The following is an 18,643-nucleotide window of genomic DNA, read 5'->3' as shown; positions in this document are numbered from 1 at the left end:
GAAAGGCGCCAACGCCAAGCGAAGCCATTTGCGAGACGCTGTCAATTTCATCCGTTTGCAGCAGAGTTGTCTTATTTTCTTTACACGCGTCAAAACGCGCGCATTATTGCTCCGAACCCAGACATCTTTCGGGTCTTGAGGAGGAGCCCGCCATGAACCGTTTCACCACTATCGCCGCCGTCGCAGCCCTCGCGGCGTCCGTCGCCGCCCCCGCCCTGGCCCAACAGACGCGGCCTGCCACCGAGGTGCCCGCCGGCGCCCAACGGGTCGTGATGATGTGCACCAATGACGCCGCGACCCGCAGCGCCTTCCGCCGCGAACACGGCACGCCCCCGGCGTTCGTCACCGCCGATCAGGCGCTGCAGGCCCGCGCCACCGGCGAGAGATGGTCGACCCCGCGCTGCATGACCGCCCGCGAGCATGCCCGTCTGACCCAGACCCTGAACACCTACGCCTCGGTCCGCTAGGACCTAACGCAGGCGTCTTCAGGATTGGGCGCTGCGGATCGCCGCAGCGCCCGCCGGCGGGGCGATGACGGCCGCGAACAGCACATAGGCCGTCAGCAAGGCCAGCGCCGACAGCGGGCTCAGCCCCGCCGCCGCCCTGTCGAGCGCGCCCGACCCGAACACCACCGGCGGAATGAAGAGCGGCAGGACCACCACCGCGATCAGCAGTCCGCCCCGTTTCGCCCCGAGCGCCAATGCTGCGCCCAATGCCCCGGTGAAGGCGAACCCCAATCCTCCGATCAAGGCCGACAGCGCCGTCAACGGCGCCAGTTCGATCGGCTGGCCCAGGGCCAGCGCCGCGACGGGCGCAACCAGGGCCAGCGGCAGTCCGGTCGCGATCCACTGGCTGATCGCCTTGATCGCGAACACCACCTCCAGCGGCAGAGGCCCATTCGCCAGAAGATCCAGCGCTCCGTCTTCCAGATCCCGCTCGAACAGCCGTTCCAGCGACAACAGGGACGACAGGGCCAGCGCCAGCCAGGCGATCCCCGCCGCCACCGGCTTCAGCACATTCGGATCGCCCCCGGCCGCCAGCGGCACGACGGTCGTCAGACAGGCGAAGAACCCGCACGCCAGCAAGGGCCCGCCGCCGCCGCCCCATGCCAGGGCCAGTTCTCTGCGGAACAGGATCGACGCCGCGCTCACCGCCCCGCCCCCAGATCTAGCGATCGCGTCGGGATCGGCAGGGGGTCATGCACCGCGGCGAGGATCAGGCCGCCGCCCGCCAGATGCCGCGCCATCATCGCGCCCACGGCCTCGCGCCATTTCGCATCCAGCGGGCTCAAAGGTTCGTCCAACAGCCAGAGTGCGCGGGGTGAGCCGATCAGCCGGGCCAGGGCCAGCCGTCGCCGCTGACCCGCTGAAAGCTTGCGCACCTCCAGATCGAGCAACGGCTTCAAGCCCAGCGTCTCGATCGCCTCGTCGATCCCATGATGGCTGTGACCCAGCCATTGCGACTGGAACATCAGCTCGTCCCGCGCCGTCCGCTGAACCTTCAGACCATCCAGATGTCCGAGCAGATGCACCTCGTGCGCCCGCGCCAGATCGGCCTCGATCGGCTCCTCGTCCGCGTCGCGGAACGCGACCTTTCCGGCTTCCGGACGGAGGAATCCGGCCACCGCCCTCAACAGCGACGTCTTGCCTGCCCCATTGGCTCCGGTCAGGGCCACGGCCTCTCCACCGCCTGCTGAAAACGACAGATCGCGGAACAGGGTGCGTTCGCCCCGGGTGAGCGTGAGGTCAGTGACGGAGAGGGTGGCGATCATCGTCTCCCTCCCACTCGGGGGAGGGGCGTCGCGAAGCGACGGGGTGGGGGCGGCAAGGCGATCCGGACACGGATTTTCGCCATGTCGCCTTGTCGCCCCCACCCGGCTTCGCTGCACTCAGCCACCCTCCCCCGAGGGGGAGGGAGAGCGTTGTTTCTGCGACCCGTTCTCAATGTCCCCACTGGGGACGTGGATACATGGACGCACCCCGCAACCACGGCTATATCCCGGCTCGCCGCAGCAGGCTGTCGCCGCGCGCGCAAGGGACCTGTGAGCCCCTGCGTAGACCGCGAGACGGCGCAACCGGATGTCCGGGCGGCTTTGACCAGAGGACCTCTCCCATGCCGTCAGTCGACAGCCTTTCCACCCGTCGCGATCTCTCCGTCGGGCGCAAGAAATACGCCTATTACAGCCTTCCGGCCGCACAGGAAGCCGGTCTTGCCGGGATCGACCGTCTGCCGCGCTCGATGAAGGTGCTGCTGGAGAACCTGCTGCGCAACGAGGACGGCGTGTCCGTCACCGAGGCCGACCTGAAGGCCGTCGCAGCCTGGATCGAGAACAAGGGCTCGGTCGAGCACGAGATCGCCTTCCGTCCGGCTCGGGTCCTGATGCAGGACTTCACCGGCGTTCCCGCCGTCGTCGACCTGGCCGCGATGCGCGACGCCATGGCCGCGCTCGGCGCCGACGCCAAGAAGATCAACCCGCTGGTTCCCGTCGACCTGGTCATCGACCACTCGGTCATGGTCGACAATTTCGGCACGCCGAAAGCCTTCGGCCAGAACGTCGAGCGCGAGTATGAGCGCAACATCGAGCGCTACAAGTTCCTGCGCTGGGGTTCGTCGGCCTTCAACAACTTCCGCGTCGTGCCCCCCGGCACCGGCATCTGCCACCAGGTGAACCTGGAGAACCTGGCCCAGACCGTTTGGACCCTGGCCGAAGGCAAGGCGACCGTCGCCTATCCCGACACCGTGGTCGGCACCGACTCGCACACCACCATGATCAACGGCCTGGCCGTCCTGGGCTGGGGCGTCGGCGGCATCGAGGCCGAGGCCGCCATGCTGGGCCAGCCGATCCCGATGCTGATCCCCGAAGTCATCGGCTTCAAGCTGACCGGCACCATGCCGGAAGGCACGACGGCGACCGACCTGGTGCTGACCGTCACCCAGATGCTGCGCAAGAAGGGCGTGGTCGGCAAGTTCGTCGAGTTCTTCGGCGACGCCCTGCCGAACATGACGATCGAGGACCAGGCGACCATCGCCAACATGGCCCCGGAATACGGTGCCACCTGCGGCTTCTTCCCCGTCTCGGCCGCCACCATCGGCTATCTGACCGCCACCGGCCGCGACAAGGCGCGCGTCGCCCTGGTCGAGGCCTATGCGAAGGCTCAAGGCCTGTGGATCGACGAGACCTCGGAAGACCCGGTCTTCACCGACGTTCTGGAGCTGGACATCTCGACGGTCGTGCCGTCGCTGGCCGGTCCGAAGCGTCCGCAGGACAAGGTCGCCCTGGACGTCGCCGCCCCCTCGTTCGAGACGGCGCTGGGCGAAGTCTTCAGCCGCGCCACCGACGCCGCCCGCTTCCCCGTCGCCGGTGAGAAGTTCGACCTCGGCGACGGCGACGTGACCATCGCCGCCATCACGTCGTGCACCAACACGTCGAACCCGTCGGTCCTGATCGCCGCCGGCCTGGTGGCCCAGAAGGCCAACAAGCTGGGTCTGAAGACCAAGCCCTGGGTCAAGACCTCGCTGGCCCCCGGCTCGCAGGTCGTCACCGACTATCTGACCGCCGCCGGCCTGCAGAAGGAACTGGACGCGCTGGGCTTCAACCTGGTCGGCTACGGCTGCACCACCTGCATCGGCAACTCGGGCCCGCTGGCTCCGGCGATCTCGCAGACGATCAACGACAACGGCATCGTCGCCACGAGCGTGCTTTCGGGCAACCGCAACTTCGAAGGCCGCGTGAATCCGGACGTCCAGGCCAACTACCTGGCCTCGCCGCCGCTGGTCGTCGCCTATGCGCTCGCCGGTTCGATGCGGATCGACATCACGACCCAGCCCCTCGGTCAGGACAAGAAGGGCAAGGACGTCTTCCTGAAGGACGTCTGGCCCACCTCCGCCGAGATCGCCGCCATCCAGAAGAAGTCGGTCACTCCGGCCATGTTCGCCAAACGCTATGCCGACGTCTTCAAGGGCGACGAGCACTGGCAGGGCATCTCGGTCGAGGGCGGCCAGACCTATGAGTGGGACGCCTCGTCCACCTACGTCGCCAACCCGCCCTACTTCGAGGGCCTGTCGATGGAGCCGACCCCGGTCACCGACATCGTCGAGGGCCGCGTCCTGGCCATCTTCGGCGACTCGATCACGACCGACCACATCTCCCCGGCCGGTTCGATCAAGAAGACCTCGCCCGCCGGTCAGTACCTGACCCACCGCGGGGTCGAGGCCGAGGAGTTCAACTCCTACGGCGCGCGTCGTGGCCACCACGAAGTGATGATGCGCGGCACCTTCGCCAACATCCGCATCCGCAACAAGATCACTCCCGATATCGAAGGCGGCGTGACCAAACACTTCCCGTCGCAAGACACGATGTCGATCTATGACGCCGCCATGCGCTACCAGTCCGAAGGACGGCCCTTGGTCGTCTTCGCCGGCAAGGAATACGGCACCGGCTCGTCGCGCGACTGGGCGGCCAAGGGCACGCGCCTGCTGGGCGTCCGCGCCGTCATCGCCGAAAGCTACGAGCGCATCCACCGCTCGAACCTGGTCGGAATGGGCGTCGTGCCGCTGCAGTTCAAGGCCGACGGCTGGCTGAAGCTGGGCCTCACGGGCGAGGAGATCGTGACCATCCGCGGCCTTTCGGACGTCAACGTCGGTCGCCTGCGTCCGCGTCAGGACCTGTGGGTTGAGCTGTTCCGCCCGTCGGACGGCAAGATGGCCCGCTTCCCGGTCCGCTGCCGCATCGATAACCAGACCGAGCTCGACTACTTCAAGGCCGGCGGCGTCATGCCCTACGTGCTGCGCAACCTCGCCGGCGTCGGCGCTCCGACCCCGGAAGCCATCGCGGCCGAATAGGCTGCTGACAGACGAGACACGAAGGGGCCGGCGGAGCGATCCGCCGGCCCTTTTGCTTGCGCTCAATCCAGCCGCATCGCTTCGGCCAGCAGACGCGCTTCAGCCGCGCGGCTCGAACCCGAGCGCCAGGCGACCACGATCTCCCGGCGCGGGGCCTCGGCGGCGAAGTGGCGGATGACCACGCCCTTGTCGTCGGCCAGCCCGGCCCGCACCGCCATGGCGGGCAGGAAGGAGACGCCGAGCCCCGAGGAGATCATCTGCACCAGCGTATGCAGCGACGTCGCCGCGAACACGTCCTCGCCGCGCGGCGCCTCGATATCGATGGCGGCGAGAGCCTGATCCCGCAAACAATGACCGTCCTCCAGCAGGATCAGATCCTCGGACCTCAGCGAGCCCGGCTGGATGTCGCCGGGCGCCGCCAGCGGATGACCCACCGGCGCGGCGGCCAGAATCTCGTCGTCGCCGATGCGGGCGTGTTCGATGCCCGAGGCGTCGTACGGCAGGGCGATGACGGCGCAGTCCAGCTGCCCCGCCTTCAGCCCCGCGATCAGGCGCGGGGTCAGGTCCTCACGGATGAAGAGCCGTAGGGCCGGATAGGCTTCCTTGAGCGACGGCAGGGTCGCGGGCAACAGGAAGGGAGCGACCGTCGGGATCACGCCCAGACGCAGGCGGCCGGACAAAGGTCGCCCGGCGTTGCGCGCCGCCTCGACCAGGTCCTCGGTGCGGGCCAGCACGTCCTCGGCCCGGCGACAGGCCTCTGCGCCGACGGCCGTCAGCTGGACGTTGCCGCGCGTGCGTTCGACCACGGGCGCGCCCAGAACCTTCTCCAGCTCCTGAACCCCGGCCGAGAGAGCCGGTTGGCTGACCAGGGCGGCCTCCGCCGCCCGGCTGAACGAGCCGTGCTCGGCCAGAAGCTTCAGATACTGGAGTTGGCGAAGGGTGGGCAGCATGCGGCCCAGATAGGCCGTCGTTGGGTCGGAAGCGAGCGCCATCAATGCGGCTTATGCGAAAGTCCCTCCCCCGGCCGTCGGCTGGAGGAGGGATATCATGGTCAGCTCGCCAGCTTCTCGGCCCGCAGACGCATCTTCGGCAGGTCGTAGCGGTCGTTCTCCATGACCAGGACCCAGGCCTTGACGAAGTCCTTTACGAACTTCTCGCCGGCGTCGGCCGAGGCATAGACCTCCGCCAGGGCCCGCAGCTGTGAGTTGGAGCCGAACACCAGGTCGGTGCGGGTCGCGGTCCAGCGCTGCTCGTGCGTGTCGCGATCCGACCCGACGAAGGTCTCGTCGGAGTGGTCGTCGACCTGCTTCCAGGCCGTCTGCATGTCCAGCAGGTTGACGAAGAAGTCGTTCGTCAGCTGGCCCGGACGCTCGGTCAGGACACCTTCCTTCGAGTCCTTGTGGTTGATCCCCAGGACGCGCAGGCCGCCGACCAGCACGGTCATCTGCGGCGCCGTCAGGCCCAGCAGCTGTGAGCGGTCGACCAGCAGTTCTTCCGTCGGCACGTTGAACCGCACCTGCAGATAGTTGCGGAAGCCGTCGGCGCGGGGCTCCAGAACCTTGAAGCCGTCCGCGTCGGTCTGTTCGGCCGTCGCATCGGTCCGGCCGGGGGTGAAGGGTACGACGATGTCATGACCCGCCGCCTTGGCCGCCTGTTCGATGCCGACGGAACCGCCGAGCACGATCAAGTCGGCGATGGAGACCGTGACGCCGGCCGAGGCCTTGATGTCCTCATAGACGGCGAGAACCCGCGACAGCTTCTCCGGCTCGTTGACGTCCCAGCTGCGCTGGGGCTCCAGCCGGATCCGTGCGCCGTTGGCGCCGCCCCGGTGGTCGGACACGCGATAGGTCGCGGCCGAGGCCCAGGCCGTGCGGACCAGGTCGGCGACGGACAGGCCCGACGCCGCGATCTTGTCCTTCAGCGTCTTGATGTCGGCGTCGCCGAGCTTGGGGCCCGTCGCGGCGGGGATCGGATCCTGCCAGATCAGGTCTTCGGCGGGCACTTCCGGGCCGAGGTAGCGGATCTTCGGGCCCATGTCGCGGTGGCACAGCTTGAACCAGGCGCGGGCGAACTGGTCGGCGAAATAGGCCGGGTCGGCGCGGAAGGCCTCCATGACCTTGCGGTACTCGGGGTCTTCCTTGAACGCCATGTCGGCGGTCGTCATCATGGTCGGCACGCGCTTGCCCGGCGTGTGGGCGGCAGGGGCCAGGGTCTCGTCCGGATTGCCGACCGGCTGCCACTGTTTGGCCCCTGCCGGCGAGCGGACCAGCTCGTACTCGTGGTCCAGCAACATGTCGAAATAGGTCATGTCCCAGGTGATGGGCGTGGGGGTCCATGCGCCTTCGATGCCCGAGGTGATTGTGTGGTCGCCGATGCCGCTTTCGTGGCCGGAAACCCAGCCCAGACCCTGTTGCGCGATGTCTGCGCCCTCGGGGGAGACGCCGACCTTGGACGCGTCGCCGTTGCCGTGCGCCTTGCCGAAAGTGTGGCCGCCGGCGGTCAGGGCTGCGGTCTCGACATCGTTCATGCCCATGCGTTCGAAGGTCAGCCGGATGTCTTCGGCCGACTTGAGCGCCTCGGGCACGCCGTTGCGGCCCTCTGGATTGACGTAGATCAGGCCCATCTGGATCGCGGCCAGGGACTCCTCCAGGACCATGTCCTTGTCGGGCTGGTGGCGGGTCTCATTGCCCTCCTCGCCGACCCATTTCTCTTCGGTGCCCCAGTAGACGTCCTTTTCCGGCTCCCAGACGTCGGCACGGCCGCCGCCGAAGCCGAAGACAGGCCCGCCCATGGATTCGATCGCGACGTTGCCGGCCAGGATGAACAGGTCGGCCCAAGACAGGCTGGCGCCGTATTTCTGCTTGATCGGCCACAGCAGGCGACGCGCCTTGTCCAGGTTGCCGTTGTCCGGCCAGGAGTTCAGCGGCGCGAACCGCTGCTGGCCCGCGCCCGCCCCGCCGCGCCCGTCGCCGGTGCGATAGGTGCCGGCCGAGTGCCAGGCCATGCGAATGAAAAAGGGACCATAATGGCCGTAGTCCGCAGGCCACCAAGGCTTGGAGTCGGTCATCAGGGCGTGCAGATCGCGCTTCAGGCCCTGATAGTCGAGGGACTTGAACGCCTCGGCATAGTCGAAGTCGTCGCCCATCGGGTCGCCCGTGCGACCCTGCTGATGCAGGATGTCGACCGACAGGTGGTTCGGCCACCAGTCGCGGTTGGTTCGGCCGAGCAGAGAGCGCAGCGCGGCCTTCTCCTTTTTCGGATCGTGAAGGGGTGAGCTTGTGTTTTCGCCGTCCATCATGGCCTCCCGGGCTGTTGTTCGGAGCCACCCTGATCCTCTCGCGAGGCAAAGCCAAATCGATAAAATCTGTTTCTGACGACAAAAGAATTTATCGCCGGGTCATCGAAATTATCTATACGACCATGCAACGCGATCTATTTGACTTCGCAAGTGCGAAGGCGCATCTCCGGCCGCGTCAGCGGCCCTCCTCCCCAGTTCGGCTGCGTCATCACACAATCCAGAGGGATACGAGCATGCTCGGCGTTGGCGAAAAACTGCCTGAATTCAAAGTGATGGGCGTGAAGCCCGGCTTCAACAACCACGAAGAAAACGGCGTCTCGGCCTTCGAAGCCGTCACGAACGAGTCGTTCGAGGGCAAGTGGAAGGTCATCTTCTTCTATCCGAAGGACTTCACCTTCGTCTGCCCGACCGAAATCGCCGAGTTCGCCTCGCTGGCTCGCGACTTCGATGACCGCGACACCGTCGTCTTGGGCGGCTCGACCGACAACGAGTTCGTGAAGCTGGCCTGGCGCCGTGACCACGCCGACCTGTCAAAGCTGCCGATCTGGCAGTTCGCCGACAACGGCGGCAAGTTCGCCCGTCAGCTGGGCATCCTGAACGAAGAAGAAGGCGTGGCCCTGCGCGCGACCTTCGTCGTCGACCCGCACAATGTCGTCCAGCACGTCTATGTCACCAACCTGAACGTGGGTCGCGCCCCGGCCGACACCCTGCGTGTCGTCGACGCCCTGCAGACCGACGAACTGTGCGCCTGCAACCGCCCGGTCGGCGGCGAGACCCTGGCCGCCTAAGGCCGGTCCGAAGACCAGACGAACAAAGGGCGGCGGCGGTCAACGCCGCCGCCCTTTTCAGTTTCCCACCGATCCGGCTCAAGCAGCGAGCGCCCGCGGCGCGAGCGGTAGCCGCCCTCTCCGAAGGAGAACAAGAATGTCCATCGACACCCTGCGCGACCTGATGCCGACCTATGCCAAGGACATCTCGCTGAACCTCGGCTCGCTCGCCTCCGAAACGGTTCTGAGCGACCAGCAGAAGTGGGGCTGTTTCCTCGCCTCGGCCCATGCCGTCGGCGTCGCCCCGGTCGTGCGCGCCATCGAGGCCGCCGCCGCCGAGAAGCTGTCGCCCGAGGCCATGACCGCCGCCAAGGCCGCCGCCGCCATCATGGGCATGAACAACATCTACTATCGTTCGCTGCACCTGATGAAGAACCAGGAGTACACCACCATCCCGGCGCGTCTGCGGATGAACATCCTGGCCAATCCGGGCGTCGATAAGATGGACTTCGAGCTGTGGTCGACGGCGGTCTCGGCCATCAACGGCTGCGGCGCCTGCATGGACGCCCACGAGAGCGAGTTGCGCAAGCACGGCGTCCCGGCCGCCCAGGTCCAGACCGCGCTTCGCATCGGCGCCGTGGTCCATGCCGCCAGCCGCATCGCGGCCTCGGAGACTGCACTTCAAGGCTAGCGTCCAACCAGCGGCGCGTTCAGGTCCAGGAATTTGTTCTTAGGCCGCTCTTGAATGCGTCGCCTGGCCTGCCCATGTCCTGGTCAGGTCTTTGACAATCGCATCTCGGAACGGTTGCTGGCCGGAACAAGGTCACGGCGGACATTTCCGGCGACCCAAGTCATTGTTTTTATTGATCGGGCTAGTCGGTTATGTCCGTTTTGTCAGGGTGTTTCGGACACCATGCCAAAACCGCCCGTCCGCCCGGTCCTGATCTCGATGGGTTTATTTTTTCTGCGGATTAGGCCGCGTCGAAGCTCAGCGGCGCGCCCCAGAACTGGCTGACCATGTCCGACTGCGGGCCGGTCTTGCCGGTCGTCAGGAAGATGCGGCGGCCGCTGTCGCCGAGCGCATATTCGGGATGGCGTTCGAAGTACCGCTCCAGCGAGTCGGCAACCGCCGTCGGCTGGTGGATCAGCGGCGTGCCGGGGGGAAGATGCTTGGCGAAGATATCGGCCACGATCTCATAGTGGGTGCAGCCCAGGATCGCCTTGTCCGGGTGGCGACCGATCCGGCGCCGCAGGGCGTCGACGTGGTTGCCGATGACCACCGTCAGTTCCTCGGCGGGGGCCCCGAGTTCGATCAGACCGGCCAGGCCTGGGCAGGGCTCGGAAAAGACGGCCAGATCCTCGCGTCGCTTGTCGATTTCGATCTCGTAGACGCGGCTGATGGCCGTGGCGGCGGTGCAGAAGACGCCGGTGATGTCGACGGCTTCAACCTTGTCTCCGCGCCGCTCGGCCTCATAGGTCCAGGGCAGGCCCGTGGCCGCCTCGATGGTCGGGACGATGATGCCCAGCACGTTCAGCGGACGGCCGTGCCGTTTCGACGCCTCGGGCACCCAGGTCTGTTGCAAACGGCGCAGCGCCACGGCCGATGCCGTGTTGCAGGCCAGAACGACGATGCTGGCCCCTGCCTCGAACAGCCGTTCGCAGCCGTTCCGGGTGATGTCGACGATCTCCTCGCCGGTCCGGGAGCCGATCGGCGCATTGGCCTGATCCGCCAGATAGACGAAGTCCTTCTCGGGAAAACGCCGGGTCAGTTCGCGGTGGACCGTCAGCCCGCCGACGCCGCTATCGAAAACACCAATCGCCATGCCCGTGCTGTAGCGTCGCCTTGCTTCCTCGTCCAACGGGATTACTTGCTGTTCATGTGACGGTCAGGCGACTGAAGCCTAGGGTGCCGCGCAATTGAGTCAGATGAACAGGATATCCCCATGCACAGACGCCAGGTCCTTATCGGAGGCGCGAGCCTGATGGCCCTTTCCGGATGCGCCACCGCCGGCGCCGGCGCGGCAGGCTTCGTCGCCCCCGATCCCGCCTCGGTCGCCGAGGAAGCGCGCATCGCCCGCGCCGTCCTGCCGACCCAGACCCCGCGCGCCGAACTGCTGCAACCCTGGACCGGCCCCTATGAAGGCGTGCCGCCGTGGAACGCGATGACCGCGCCCAAGCTGAAGGCCGCGATCGTCGAAGGCATCGAGCTTCAGCGTGCCGACATCGCCGCCATCGCCAACAACCCAGAGGCCCCGACCTTCGCCAACACCATCGTGGCGCTGGAACTGGCCGGCGGTCCGCTGGACCTGGCGTCGAACCTCTATGGCGTCGCCACGTCGAACGTCGGCGGTGAAGCCTATGAGCAGATGGACGTGGAGGTCTCGCCTCTGCTGTCGGCCGCCGGTGACGAGATCACCTTCAACGAAGCCCTGTTCCAGCGCATCAAGACGGTGGCCGACAATGCCGATCGCGACGGGCTGAACGCCCAGCAGAAGCGTCTGGCCGAACGCCGCCGCGACGCCTTCATCCGCTCGGGCGCCAATCTGGATGCCGCCGGCAAGGCCGAACTGGGCCGGATCAACACCGCCCTGTCCAACGCCTTCACCAGCTTCGGCCAGAAGGTCGTCGCCGACGAGAACACCTGGACCGTGATCTCGAACGAGGCGGGTGTCGCCGGCCTGCCCGACTCGAACAAGGCGGCCGCCCGCGCCGCCGCCCAATCGCGCAATCTCCAGGGCTGGGTCATCGTCAACACCCGCTCCAGCGTGGATCCGTTCCTGACCTTCGCCGACGACCGCGCCCTGCGCGAACAGGTCTGGAAGAAGTTCGTGAACCGGGGCGACAACGGCGACCGCAACGACACGAACGCGACCATCGCCGAGATCGTCCGCCTGAGGAAGCAGCGCGCCACCCTGCTGGGCTACGGCAGCCACGCCGAATGGCGGATGCAGGACACCATGGCCAAGACCCCGGCCGCAGCCATGTCGCTGATGGAACGGGTCTGGGCGCCGGCCAAGGCCCGCGTCGTCGAAGAGGTCGCCGACATGAAGGCGATCGCCGGCTACGACATCGAGCCCTGGGACTACCTCTACTTCGCCGAGAAGGTCCGCAAGCAGAAGTACGACCTCGATCAGAACCAGTTGAAGCCTTACTTCGAGCTGGGCGCTGTTCGGAACGCCTCCTTCTACATGGCCGAGCGTCTGTACGGCTTCGTCTTCACCCAGAAGCCGCAGTCGACCGCCCCGGTCTTCCAGGAAGACGTCACCCTGTACGAGGTCACCGACAAGGCCTCCGGCAAGCTGATCGGCCTCTATTATGCCGACGACTTCGCGCGGGCGGGCAAACGTTCGGGCGCCTGGATGACCACCTATCGGTCGTTCTCGACGCTGGACGGTTCGAAGCCGATCCTGGCTTCCAACAACAACAACTTCGTGAAACCCGGCGCGGGCGAGCCGTTGCTGATCTCGCTCGACGACGCCACCACCCTGTTCCACGAATTCGGCCACGCCCTGCACTATTTCTCGTCGGTCGTGACCTATCCGAGCTACGGCAACACGCCGCGCGACTTCGTGGAATATCCGTCCCAGGTGCACGAGCACTGGGTGCTGTCGCGTCCGATCCTGGACCGCTTCATGAAGCACCACGAGACCGGCGCCGCCATGCCCCAGGAACTGGTCGACAAGGTCGAGGCCTCGGCCACCTTCAACCAGGGCTACGATACCGTCAGCTACCTGTCGTCCGCCCTGGTCGACATGGACCTGCATACCCAGGCGACGCCGCCGACAGACATCGACGCTTTCGAGAAGGCCTCGCTGGACCGTCTGGGCATGCCCAAGGAGATCGTGATGCGGCACCGCCTGCCGCAGTTCAATCACCTGTTCACGTCCGACGCCTACTCGGCCGGCTACTACAGCTACCTGTGGTCGGAAGTGATGGACGCCGACACCTGGGCCTATTTCGAGCAGTCGGGCGACGTGTTCAATCCGGACATCGGCGGCCGCTTCAAGTCGGTCATCCTGGCTCCGGGCAACACAACGGACCGGGGCGACGCCTACCGCGCCTTCCGCGGTCGCGACCCGGATGTCGCCGCCCTGCTGCGGGTCCGGGGCTTCCCGGTCAGCTAAGGCAGGACCTTGTCATCCCGGCCTTCGCGAAGCGAAGCGCCGGGACGATCAAGCCGTCGCAGCTCAGGCTGCGACGGCTTTTTCGTTCGCGCGATCGGACCTGATCGGCGTGTCGGCTAGCTCGGATCGACGGGGGTGCGGACCACCACGCGGCTGGACCGGGCGCGGGCGTAGTCGTCGCGCAGCGACGGGGGCAGGTTGTCCATGGCCTCGCGGCGGAACAGGACGCGGCAGCGCGCCTGATCCAAGGCGCCGCCGGAGTTGCAGGCTCCGTGGGCGGCGCCGGTGATCCGGCGGTCCAGGGTGGCGGCGCCTTGTGGGGTGGACAGGTCGAGGTCGCCGATCGGAACGCGCCATTCGGCGGCCGAAGCGACTCCAGCGGAGAGAATGGCCGTAGCAAGGGCGGCCGAGGCGAAAGCGAGACGGATCATGACATGCACTCCTGAGCTATCGCTCTTGGCGGCGACCCCACCTGAGTGAGATCCGATTGTTTCCTCGCCGTGAGCAATCGGCGGCGGAATAGCGACGCTTGATGAATTCGCGGCCATGAAGCGTGGCCGTTGGCGACCTCCAAGGCTGCTCGCCCCGGAGGTCGCGTCGGGGTCAGCCGTAGACGACCGGGACCATGGCCATGACACGGCTGGAGCGAGCGCGGGCGTAGTCGTCGCGGCGGGCGGCCGGCAGAAGGCGCATGGCCTCGGCGCGGAACCGTCGGACGCAGCGAGCGTCGGGCATGGGCGCGCCGAGGTTGCAGGCGCGGTCGGCGGCTGCGTTGACGCGGGCGTCGAACTGAGCGGCGCCCGCGACCGAACCGAGGTCCAGGTCGCGGATCACGATCCGGTAGTCCTGGGCCGAAGCGGCGCCGGCGGAGAGAAGGAGGGCGGCCGAAAGGGCGGCGACGGCAAACGTCTTCATGGCGGTGATCCTGCTGAACGTCGTGGGGAGGCGACGCCGCCCCTATGACTTCCAAGCGTGACAGGGCGGCTCGTCCACGGTGACGCTGCGATGAATCCTTTCGGACAATCGCGCCTTGAGCGTTAAATCGTGTTCATTCAGCCCACGGACGGGCACGATCGTTTCGCGGCCTAGCCGCTGTTTCGCAGCCCCGCTGCCACCCCGTTGATGGCCAGCAGGATGCCTTCGCGCACCAGCGGATCGTCGTCGCCAGCGCGACGGCGGCGGATCAGCTCGATCTGCACGTGGTTCAGCGGCTCGACATAGGGCATCCGCAGGCGGATCAGCCGGTCCAGCTCGGGCTGCCCACCTAACAAGTCCGCCTGCCCCGTTATGGCGAGCACCGCGTCGCGCGTCCGGTCCCACTCCGCCTGCAATGCGCCGAAGATGGTCGCGGCCAGGGCCTGATCAGGAACCAGCGAGGCGTAGCGGCGGGCGATGGTCATGTCCGACTTGGCCATGATCATCTCCATGTTCTGGATCAGGGTCCGGAAGAAGGGCCACTCCTTCGCCATGGCCTGCAGCTCGGCCATATCCTGCCCCCGGACGGCCGATCCGAAGCCGAACCAGCCCGGCAGCATGACCCGGCTCTGCGACCAGCTGAGCACCCAGGGGATGGCGCGCAGGTCCTCGATGGCCATGGACTTGGATCGCGAGGTCGGGCGCGAGCCGATCTTCAGCTCGGCGATCTCGTTGATCGGGGTGGCAGCGCGGAAAAAGTCGACGAAGCCGGAAGTCTCGTAGACCAGCGCCCGATAGGCGGCCATCGAGGCGACCGACAGGGCCGAGGCCGTCTCACCATGCTTCTTCGTCATCGCCTCGTCCGGCGGCGGCGCCAGGGAGGCGATCAGCGTCCCGGCCGTCAGGGCGTCGAGGTTGCGGCGCGCTACGTCGGGCTCGCCGTATTTGTTGGCGATGACCTCGCCCTGTTCGGTGATGCGGATGCGGCCCGCGACCGTCCCTGTCGGCTGGGACAGGACGCCGGCGAAGCTCGACCCGCCGCCACGCCCCACCGCACCGCCTCGACCGTGGAACAGTTGAAGCCTGAGACCCGCGCCTTGCGTCACGCTGAGCAGGGCGCGCGAGGCCTCATGCAGCTCCCAGGTCGATGTCAGATACGACCCGTCCTTGTTGGAGTCGGAGTAGCCGATCATTACCTCCTGCACCCCGCGCGCCTTGGCGACGGCGAGGGCGGACGGTTCTTTGAACAATCGCTCCAGCGTCGGCTTGGCGGCGCGCAGGTCGTCGATGGTCTCGAACAGGGGCGCGGCCTGGATGGGGCATTCGCCGGGTGCCTCGGGTCGATAGAGGCCGACCTCCTTCAGCAACAGATAGACCTCCAGCATGTCGGAGGCGGCATCGGTCTTGGACACGATATGGGTACGGATGGCGTCCGGGCCGAACATTCGGAGCGCCTGAGCCGCCGCCTCCAGGATGGCCCGCTCCTTCAGCGTTTCGGGATCGTAGGTCGCATAGGGACTGTACAGCGGTCGCGGCGCGGCCAGTTCCGCCGCCAGCAGGGCTAGGCGCGCTTCTTCGTCCAGCGCCCCATAGTCGGGACAGACGCCCGCGACCTTCAGCAGATCACCGACCACGCGGGCATGGACGTCGGAATTCTGGCGGAGATCCAAGGTCGCCATATGGAAGCCGAACACATCGACCGTGGCGATCAGGCGAGACAGACTGTCGTCGGCGAAGACCTGTCCGTGGTTGGCGACCAGGCTGTCGTGAAGCACGGCCAGATCGGCCCGGAACTCGCCCGGTCCGGCGTAGGCCGGGGCGGCGAACGGCGCCGGACGCGGCGCCCTCTGCCCCGTCAGGACCGGATGGGTCGCCGACAGCCGCGCATAGACCTGGCTCAGCGCCCGGCGATAGGGCTCGTCGGCCCGGTGTGGCGACAGGTCTCCGGACCCGTCCGCCAGCGCCTTCAGCTCCGGCGTGATCGCGGCCAGGGACGCCGACAGGCTGAGCTCTGCGCCCAGGGTGTTCACCGCCTCCAGATAGTGACGCAGCACCGCCTTGGCCGGGGTGGCGAAGGCGGCCCTCAATGCGTTCGCGTCGACATTGGGGTTGCCGTCCCGGTCGCCGCCGACCCAGGCACCGATGCGGATGAAGGGCGCCATGTCCGGCGCGTCCAGGCGCCGCCTCCAGTCGATCAGCTGCTCCGGCGCGACCTTGAGGAACACCCGCTCCAGGAAGGAGACGACGGTGTCGATCTCGTCCTGCACCACCAGCCCCGTGGTCCGCACCAGCCGCGTGGCCCACAGGATCACCGTCTGGCGGCGCAGGCCGTCATCCTCGCGCTCGGGCGTCTCGCTGTCATCACGGGCATCCAGCAGGTCCGACACCGCCGCAATCCGGTCCAGCACGCTCTTTCGGCGCACCTCCGAGGGGTGGGCGGTCAGCACCGGAGAGATCAGGGCGTCGGACAACAGGGCCCGTGCCTCCTCGACCGTCCTTCCCGCCGCCGTCAGCCGGGCGAGCGCACCCTCCGGCGTGTCGGGACGCGCGCCCTCGGCCGTCTGCATCCGCGCCCGCCGCTTGCCCGCCCGGTCCTCGGCGACGTTTGCCAGAAGTGAAAAGACGGCGAATCCGTGCGCCAGACCGACCGCGTCATCGAGCGACAGTTCGCTGAGCAACCGCTCCAGCTCCGCCGAACCGCGCGCTCCGGCGTGGCGGTGATAGCCGACCGACGCCACCCGCACCGCCTCGATCCGGTCGTACAGATCCTGACCGCCCTCGACCCGGATGACATCGCCGAGCAGGCCGCCCAGCAGGCGAACTTCTTCGCGCAGGCGGTCATCAGCGGCGGGTTCGGCGACAGCGGGCATGGCGATCTCTTTCAGCGGGGGAGGCTGGGGAGCGTGACCGTATCAGCGGTTTCCCGCCGGGCCAGCCCCAAGCCAACGCTGAAACGGAAAGTGCGGTCCCTGCCAGAGTCGACAAACCGCCGCTTTTCCCTCATAAGCCGCGCCTTCCGGCGCAATTGAACCTGCGTCTCCACCATCACGCCCCCCGTTTCGACGGGACGAGGATGGCGAGAACCCTCTGCCGACGTGATCGTCGCCAGAGGTCGTTTCGCTATGGAGCATGGTTCGACCGCCCATATGAGGTTTGTATGTTCGAGGCTCTGAACGAGCGGCTGACAGGCGTCTTCGACCGGATCACCGGTCGCGGCGCCCTGTCTGAAAAGGACGTCTCCGAGGCGATGCGCGAAGTGCGCGTGGCCCTGCTGGAGGCCGACGTCGCCCTGCCGGTCGTCAAGGACTTCATCGCCTTCGCCACCGAGAAGGCCACCGGCGAAGAGGTCATCCGTTCGGTCAAGCCGGCCGATCAGGTCGTCAAGATCGTCTATGACGGCTTGGTCGAGATGCTGGGCGGCGACGAGCCGACCCCGCTCAATCTGAACGCCACGCCGCCCGCCGTCATCCTGATGGCCGGCCTGCAGGGCTCGGGCAAGACGACGTCCTCGGCCAAGCTGGCGCTGCGCCTGACCAAGTTCGATCGCAAGAAGGTCATGATGGCCTCGCTGGACACGCGTCGTCCGGCCGCCATGGAACAGCTGGCCCAACTGGGCAAACAGATCGAGGTCGTGACCCTGCCCATCGTGGCGGGCGAGAGCGCGGTCCAGATCACCCGCCGGGCCCTGACGTCCGCCAAGCTGCAGGGCTTCGACGTCCTGATCCTCGACACCGCCGGCCGCATCACCCTCGACGAGGGCCTGATGGCCGAGGTCGCCGAGGTTGCCGACATTTCCCAGCCCGTCGAGACCCTGCTGGTCGCCGACAGCCTGACCGGCCAGGACGCGGTCCGCACCGCCAAAGCCTTCCACGACCGCCTGCCCCTCACCGGCCTGATCCTGACCCGCGTCGACGGCGACGGTCGCGGCGGCGCCATGCTGTCGATGCGCGCCGTCACCGGCCTGCCGATCAAATACATGGGCGCCGGCGAGAAGGTCGACGCGCTGGAGGTCTTCGACGCCCGCCGCGTCGCCGGCCGCATCCTGGGTCAGGGCGATATCGTCGCCCTGGTCGAAAAGGCCACCCAGGAGCTCGACCAGTCCAAGGCCGAGGCCATGGCGCGCAAGCTGGCCAAGGGCCAGTTCGACCTCAACGACCTCGCCGCCCAGTTGCAGCAGATGAAGCGGATGGGCGGTCTTCAGGGCATCATGGGCATGCTGCCCGGCGTGGCCAAGATGAAGAACCAGATGGCCGAGAGCGGCGTCGACGACCGCATGATCCTGCGCCAGGAAGCCATCATCAGTTCCATGACCAAGGCCGAGCGCAAGAAGCCCGACCTGCTCAACGCCTCGCGCCGCAAGCGCATCGCGGCCGGCGCCGGGGTCGAGGTTCAGGAGCTCAACCGCCTGCTGAAACAGCACCGCCAGATGGCCGATATGGTCAAGTCCATGTCCAAGGGCGGCCCGCGCAAGATGCAGCAGATGGCCGCCATGCTGGGCGGTCTCGGCGGCGGCGGCGGTGCGCCCGGCATGGGCGGCCCCGACCTCAACCGTTTGAAGGCCATGGGGGGCGGCAAGATGCCCGAACCCTCGGCCGACGAAATGAAAGCCATTCAGGACCGGCTCGCCGGCCTGGGCGGCGGACAGCTTCCGGGAGGCCTTCCGGGTCTTCCCGGCCTACCCACCAAGAAAAACTGAT

At 67.1% G+C, this 18,643-nt stretch carries 14 protein-coding genes; 6 read left to right on the top strand and 8 right to left on the bottom strand.

Features of this window, described 5'->3' with window-relative positions; translation table 11 throughout:
- The first annotated feature begins 152 nt into the window (after positions 1 to 152).
- Positions 153 to 467 (top strand): hypothetical protein, encoded by a 315-nt coding sequence (locus tag ACW171_RS13820; protein ID WP_492093933.1) that lies wholly within the window; start codon positions 153 to 155, stop codon positions 465 to 467.
- An 18-nt stretch (positions 468 to 485) separates the two neighbouring features.
- On the opposite strand, the gene ccmB is transcribed toward ACW171_RS13820, so the two are convergent.
- On the bottom strand, positions 486 to 1,151 hold the full coding sequence (gene ccmB, locus ACW171_RS13815; protein WP_492093932.1) for a heme exporter protein CcmB: 666 nt from the start codon (positions 1,149 to 1,151) through the stop codon (positions 486 to 488).
- Positions 1,148 to 1,771: a heme ABC exporter ATP-binding protein CcmA gene (gene ccmA, locus ACW171_RS13810; RefSeq protein WP_492093930.1), complete on the bottom strand. Its 624-nt coding sequence runs from the start codon at positions 1,769 to 1,771 to the stop codon at positions 1,148 to 1,150. Before ccmA ends, ccmB begins: the two co-directional genes overlap by 4 nt.
- Positions 1,772 to 2,112: 341 nt before the next feature.
- On the opposite strand from ccmA, the gene acnA reads away from it, so the two are divergent.
- Positions 2,113 to 4,842 (top strand): aconitate hydratase AcnA, encoded by a 2,730-nt coding sequence (gene acnA / locus ACW171_RS13805; protein ID WP_492093928.1) that lies wholly within the window; start codon positions 2,113 to 2,115, stop codon positions 4,840 to 4,842.
- Between the two features lie 62 nt (positions 4,843 to 4,904).
- Here the strand turns inward: acnA and ACW171_RS13800 are convergent, their stop codons facing one another.
- A complete protein-coding gene (locus ACW171_RS13800) occupies positions 4,905 to 5,792 on the bottom strand; it encodes a hydrogen peroxide-inducible genes activator (RefSeq protein WP_492096635.1) in 888 nt (295 codons plus the stop codon).
- 101 nt (positions 5,793 to 5,893) lie between these two features.
- Entirely contained in the window at positions 5,894 to 8,137 is a 2,244-nt protein-coding gene (gene katG / locus ACW171_RS13795; protein ID WP_492093926.1) for a catalase/peroxidase HPI, read from the bottom strand.
- Positions 8,138 to 8,373: 236 nt separating this feature from the next.
- Between katG and ACW171_RS13790 the strand changes: the two genes are divergently transcribed.
- Together ACW171_RS13790 and ahpD are read left to right on the top strand one after the other, a co-directional pair.
- Complete coding sequence (locus tag ACW171_RS13790; RefSeq protein WP_492093924.1) at positions 8,374 to 8,928, top strand: peroxiredoxin; 555 nt, start codon at positions 8,374 to 8,376, stop codon at positions 8,926 to 8,928.
- 136 nt (positions 8,929 to 9,064) lie between these two features.
- Positions 9,065 to 9,598, top strand: coding sequence for an alkylhydroperoxidase, AhpD family (gene ahpD / locus ACW171_RS13785; protein ID WP_492093922.1), 534 nt, complete (start codon positions 9,065 to 9,067; stop codon positions 9,596 to 9,598).
- Positions 9,599 to 9,878: 280 nt separating this feature from the next.
- On the opposite strand, the gene ACW171_RS13780 is transcribed toward ahpD, so the two are convergent.
- On the bottom strand, positions 9,879 to 10,730 hold the full coding sequence (locus tag ACW171_RS13780) for a glutamate racemase (protein WP_492093921.1): 852 nt from the start codon (positions 10,728 to 10,730) through the stop codon (positions 9,879 to 9,881).
- Between the two features lie 120 nt (positions 10,731 to 10,850).
- Here ACW171_RS13780 and ACW171_RS13775 point away from each other — a divergent pair, with 120 nt between their 5' ends.
- Positions 10,851 to 13,031, top strand: a complete 2,181-nt coding sequence (locus ACW171_RS13775) for a M3 family metallopeptidase (protein WP_492093920.1) — start codon at positions 10,851 to 10,853, stop codon at positions 13,029 to 13,031.
- A 116-nt stretch (positions 13,032 to 13,147) separates the two neighbouring features.
- Here the strand turns inward: ACW171_RS13775 and ACW171_RS13770 are convergent, their stop codons facing one another.
- The 3 genes from ACW171_RS13770 to ppc form a co-directional block, all read right to left on the bottom strand.
- A complete protein-coding gene (locus tag ACW171_RS13770; RefSeq protein WP_492093919.1) occupies positions 13,148 to 13,462 on the bottom strand; it encodes a UrcA family protein in 315 nt (104 codons plus the stop codon).
- A 172-nt stretch (positions 13,463 to 13,634) separates the two neighbouring features.
- Positions 13,635 to 13,946 (bottom strand): UrcA family protein, encoded by a 312-nt coding sequence (locus ACW171_RS13765; protein WP_492093918.1) that lies wholly within the window; start codon positions 13,944 to 13,946, stop codon positions 13,635 to 13,637.
- 170 nt (positions 13,947 to 14,116) lie between these two features.
- Positions 14,117 to 16,816: a phosphoenolpyruvate carboxylase gene (ppc, locus tag ACW171_RS13760; RefSeq protein WP_492093917.1), complete on the bottom strand. Its 2,700-nt coding sequence runs from the start codon at positions 16,814 to 16,816 to the stop codon at positions 14,117 to 14,119.
- A gap of 287 nt (positions 16,817 to 17,103) precedes the next feature.
- Here ppc and ffh point away from each other — a divergent pair, with 287 nt between their 5' ends.
- Positions 17,104 to 18,642, top strand: coding sequence for a signal recognition particle protein (ffh, locus tag ACW171_RS13755; protein WP_492093916.1), 1,539 nt, complete (start codon positions 17,104 to 17,106; stop codon positions 18,640 to 18,642).
- Position 18,643 lies beyond the last annotated feature (1 nt).

This window comes from Brevundimonas sp. FV1ye28 (assembly GCF_058681135.1).
This window is presented reverse-complemented; position numbering and strand designations above follow the sequence as displayed.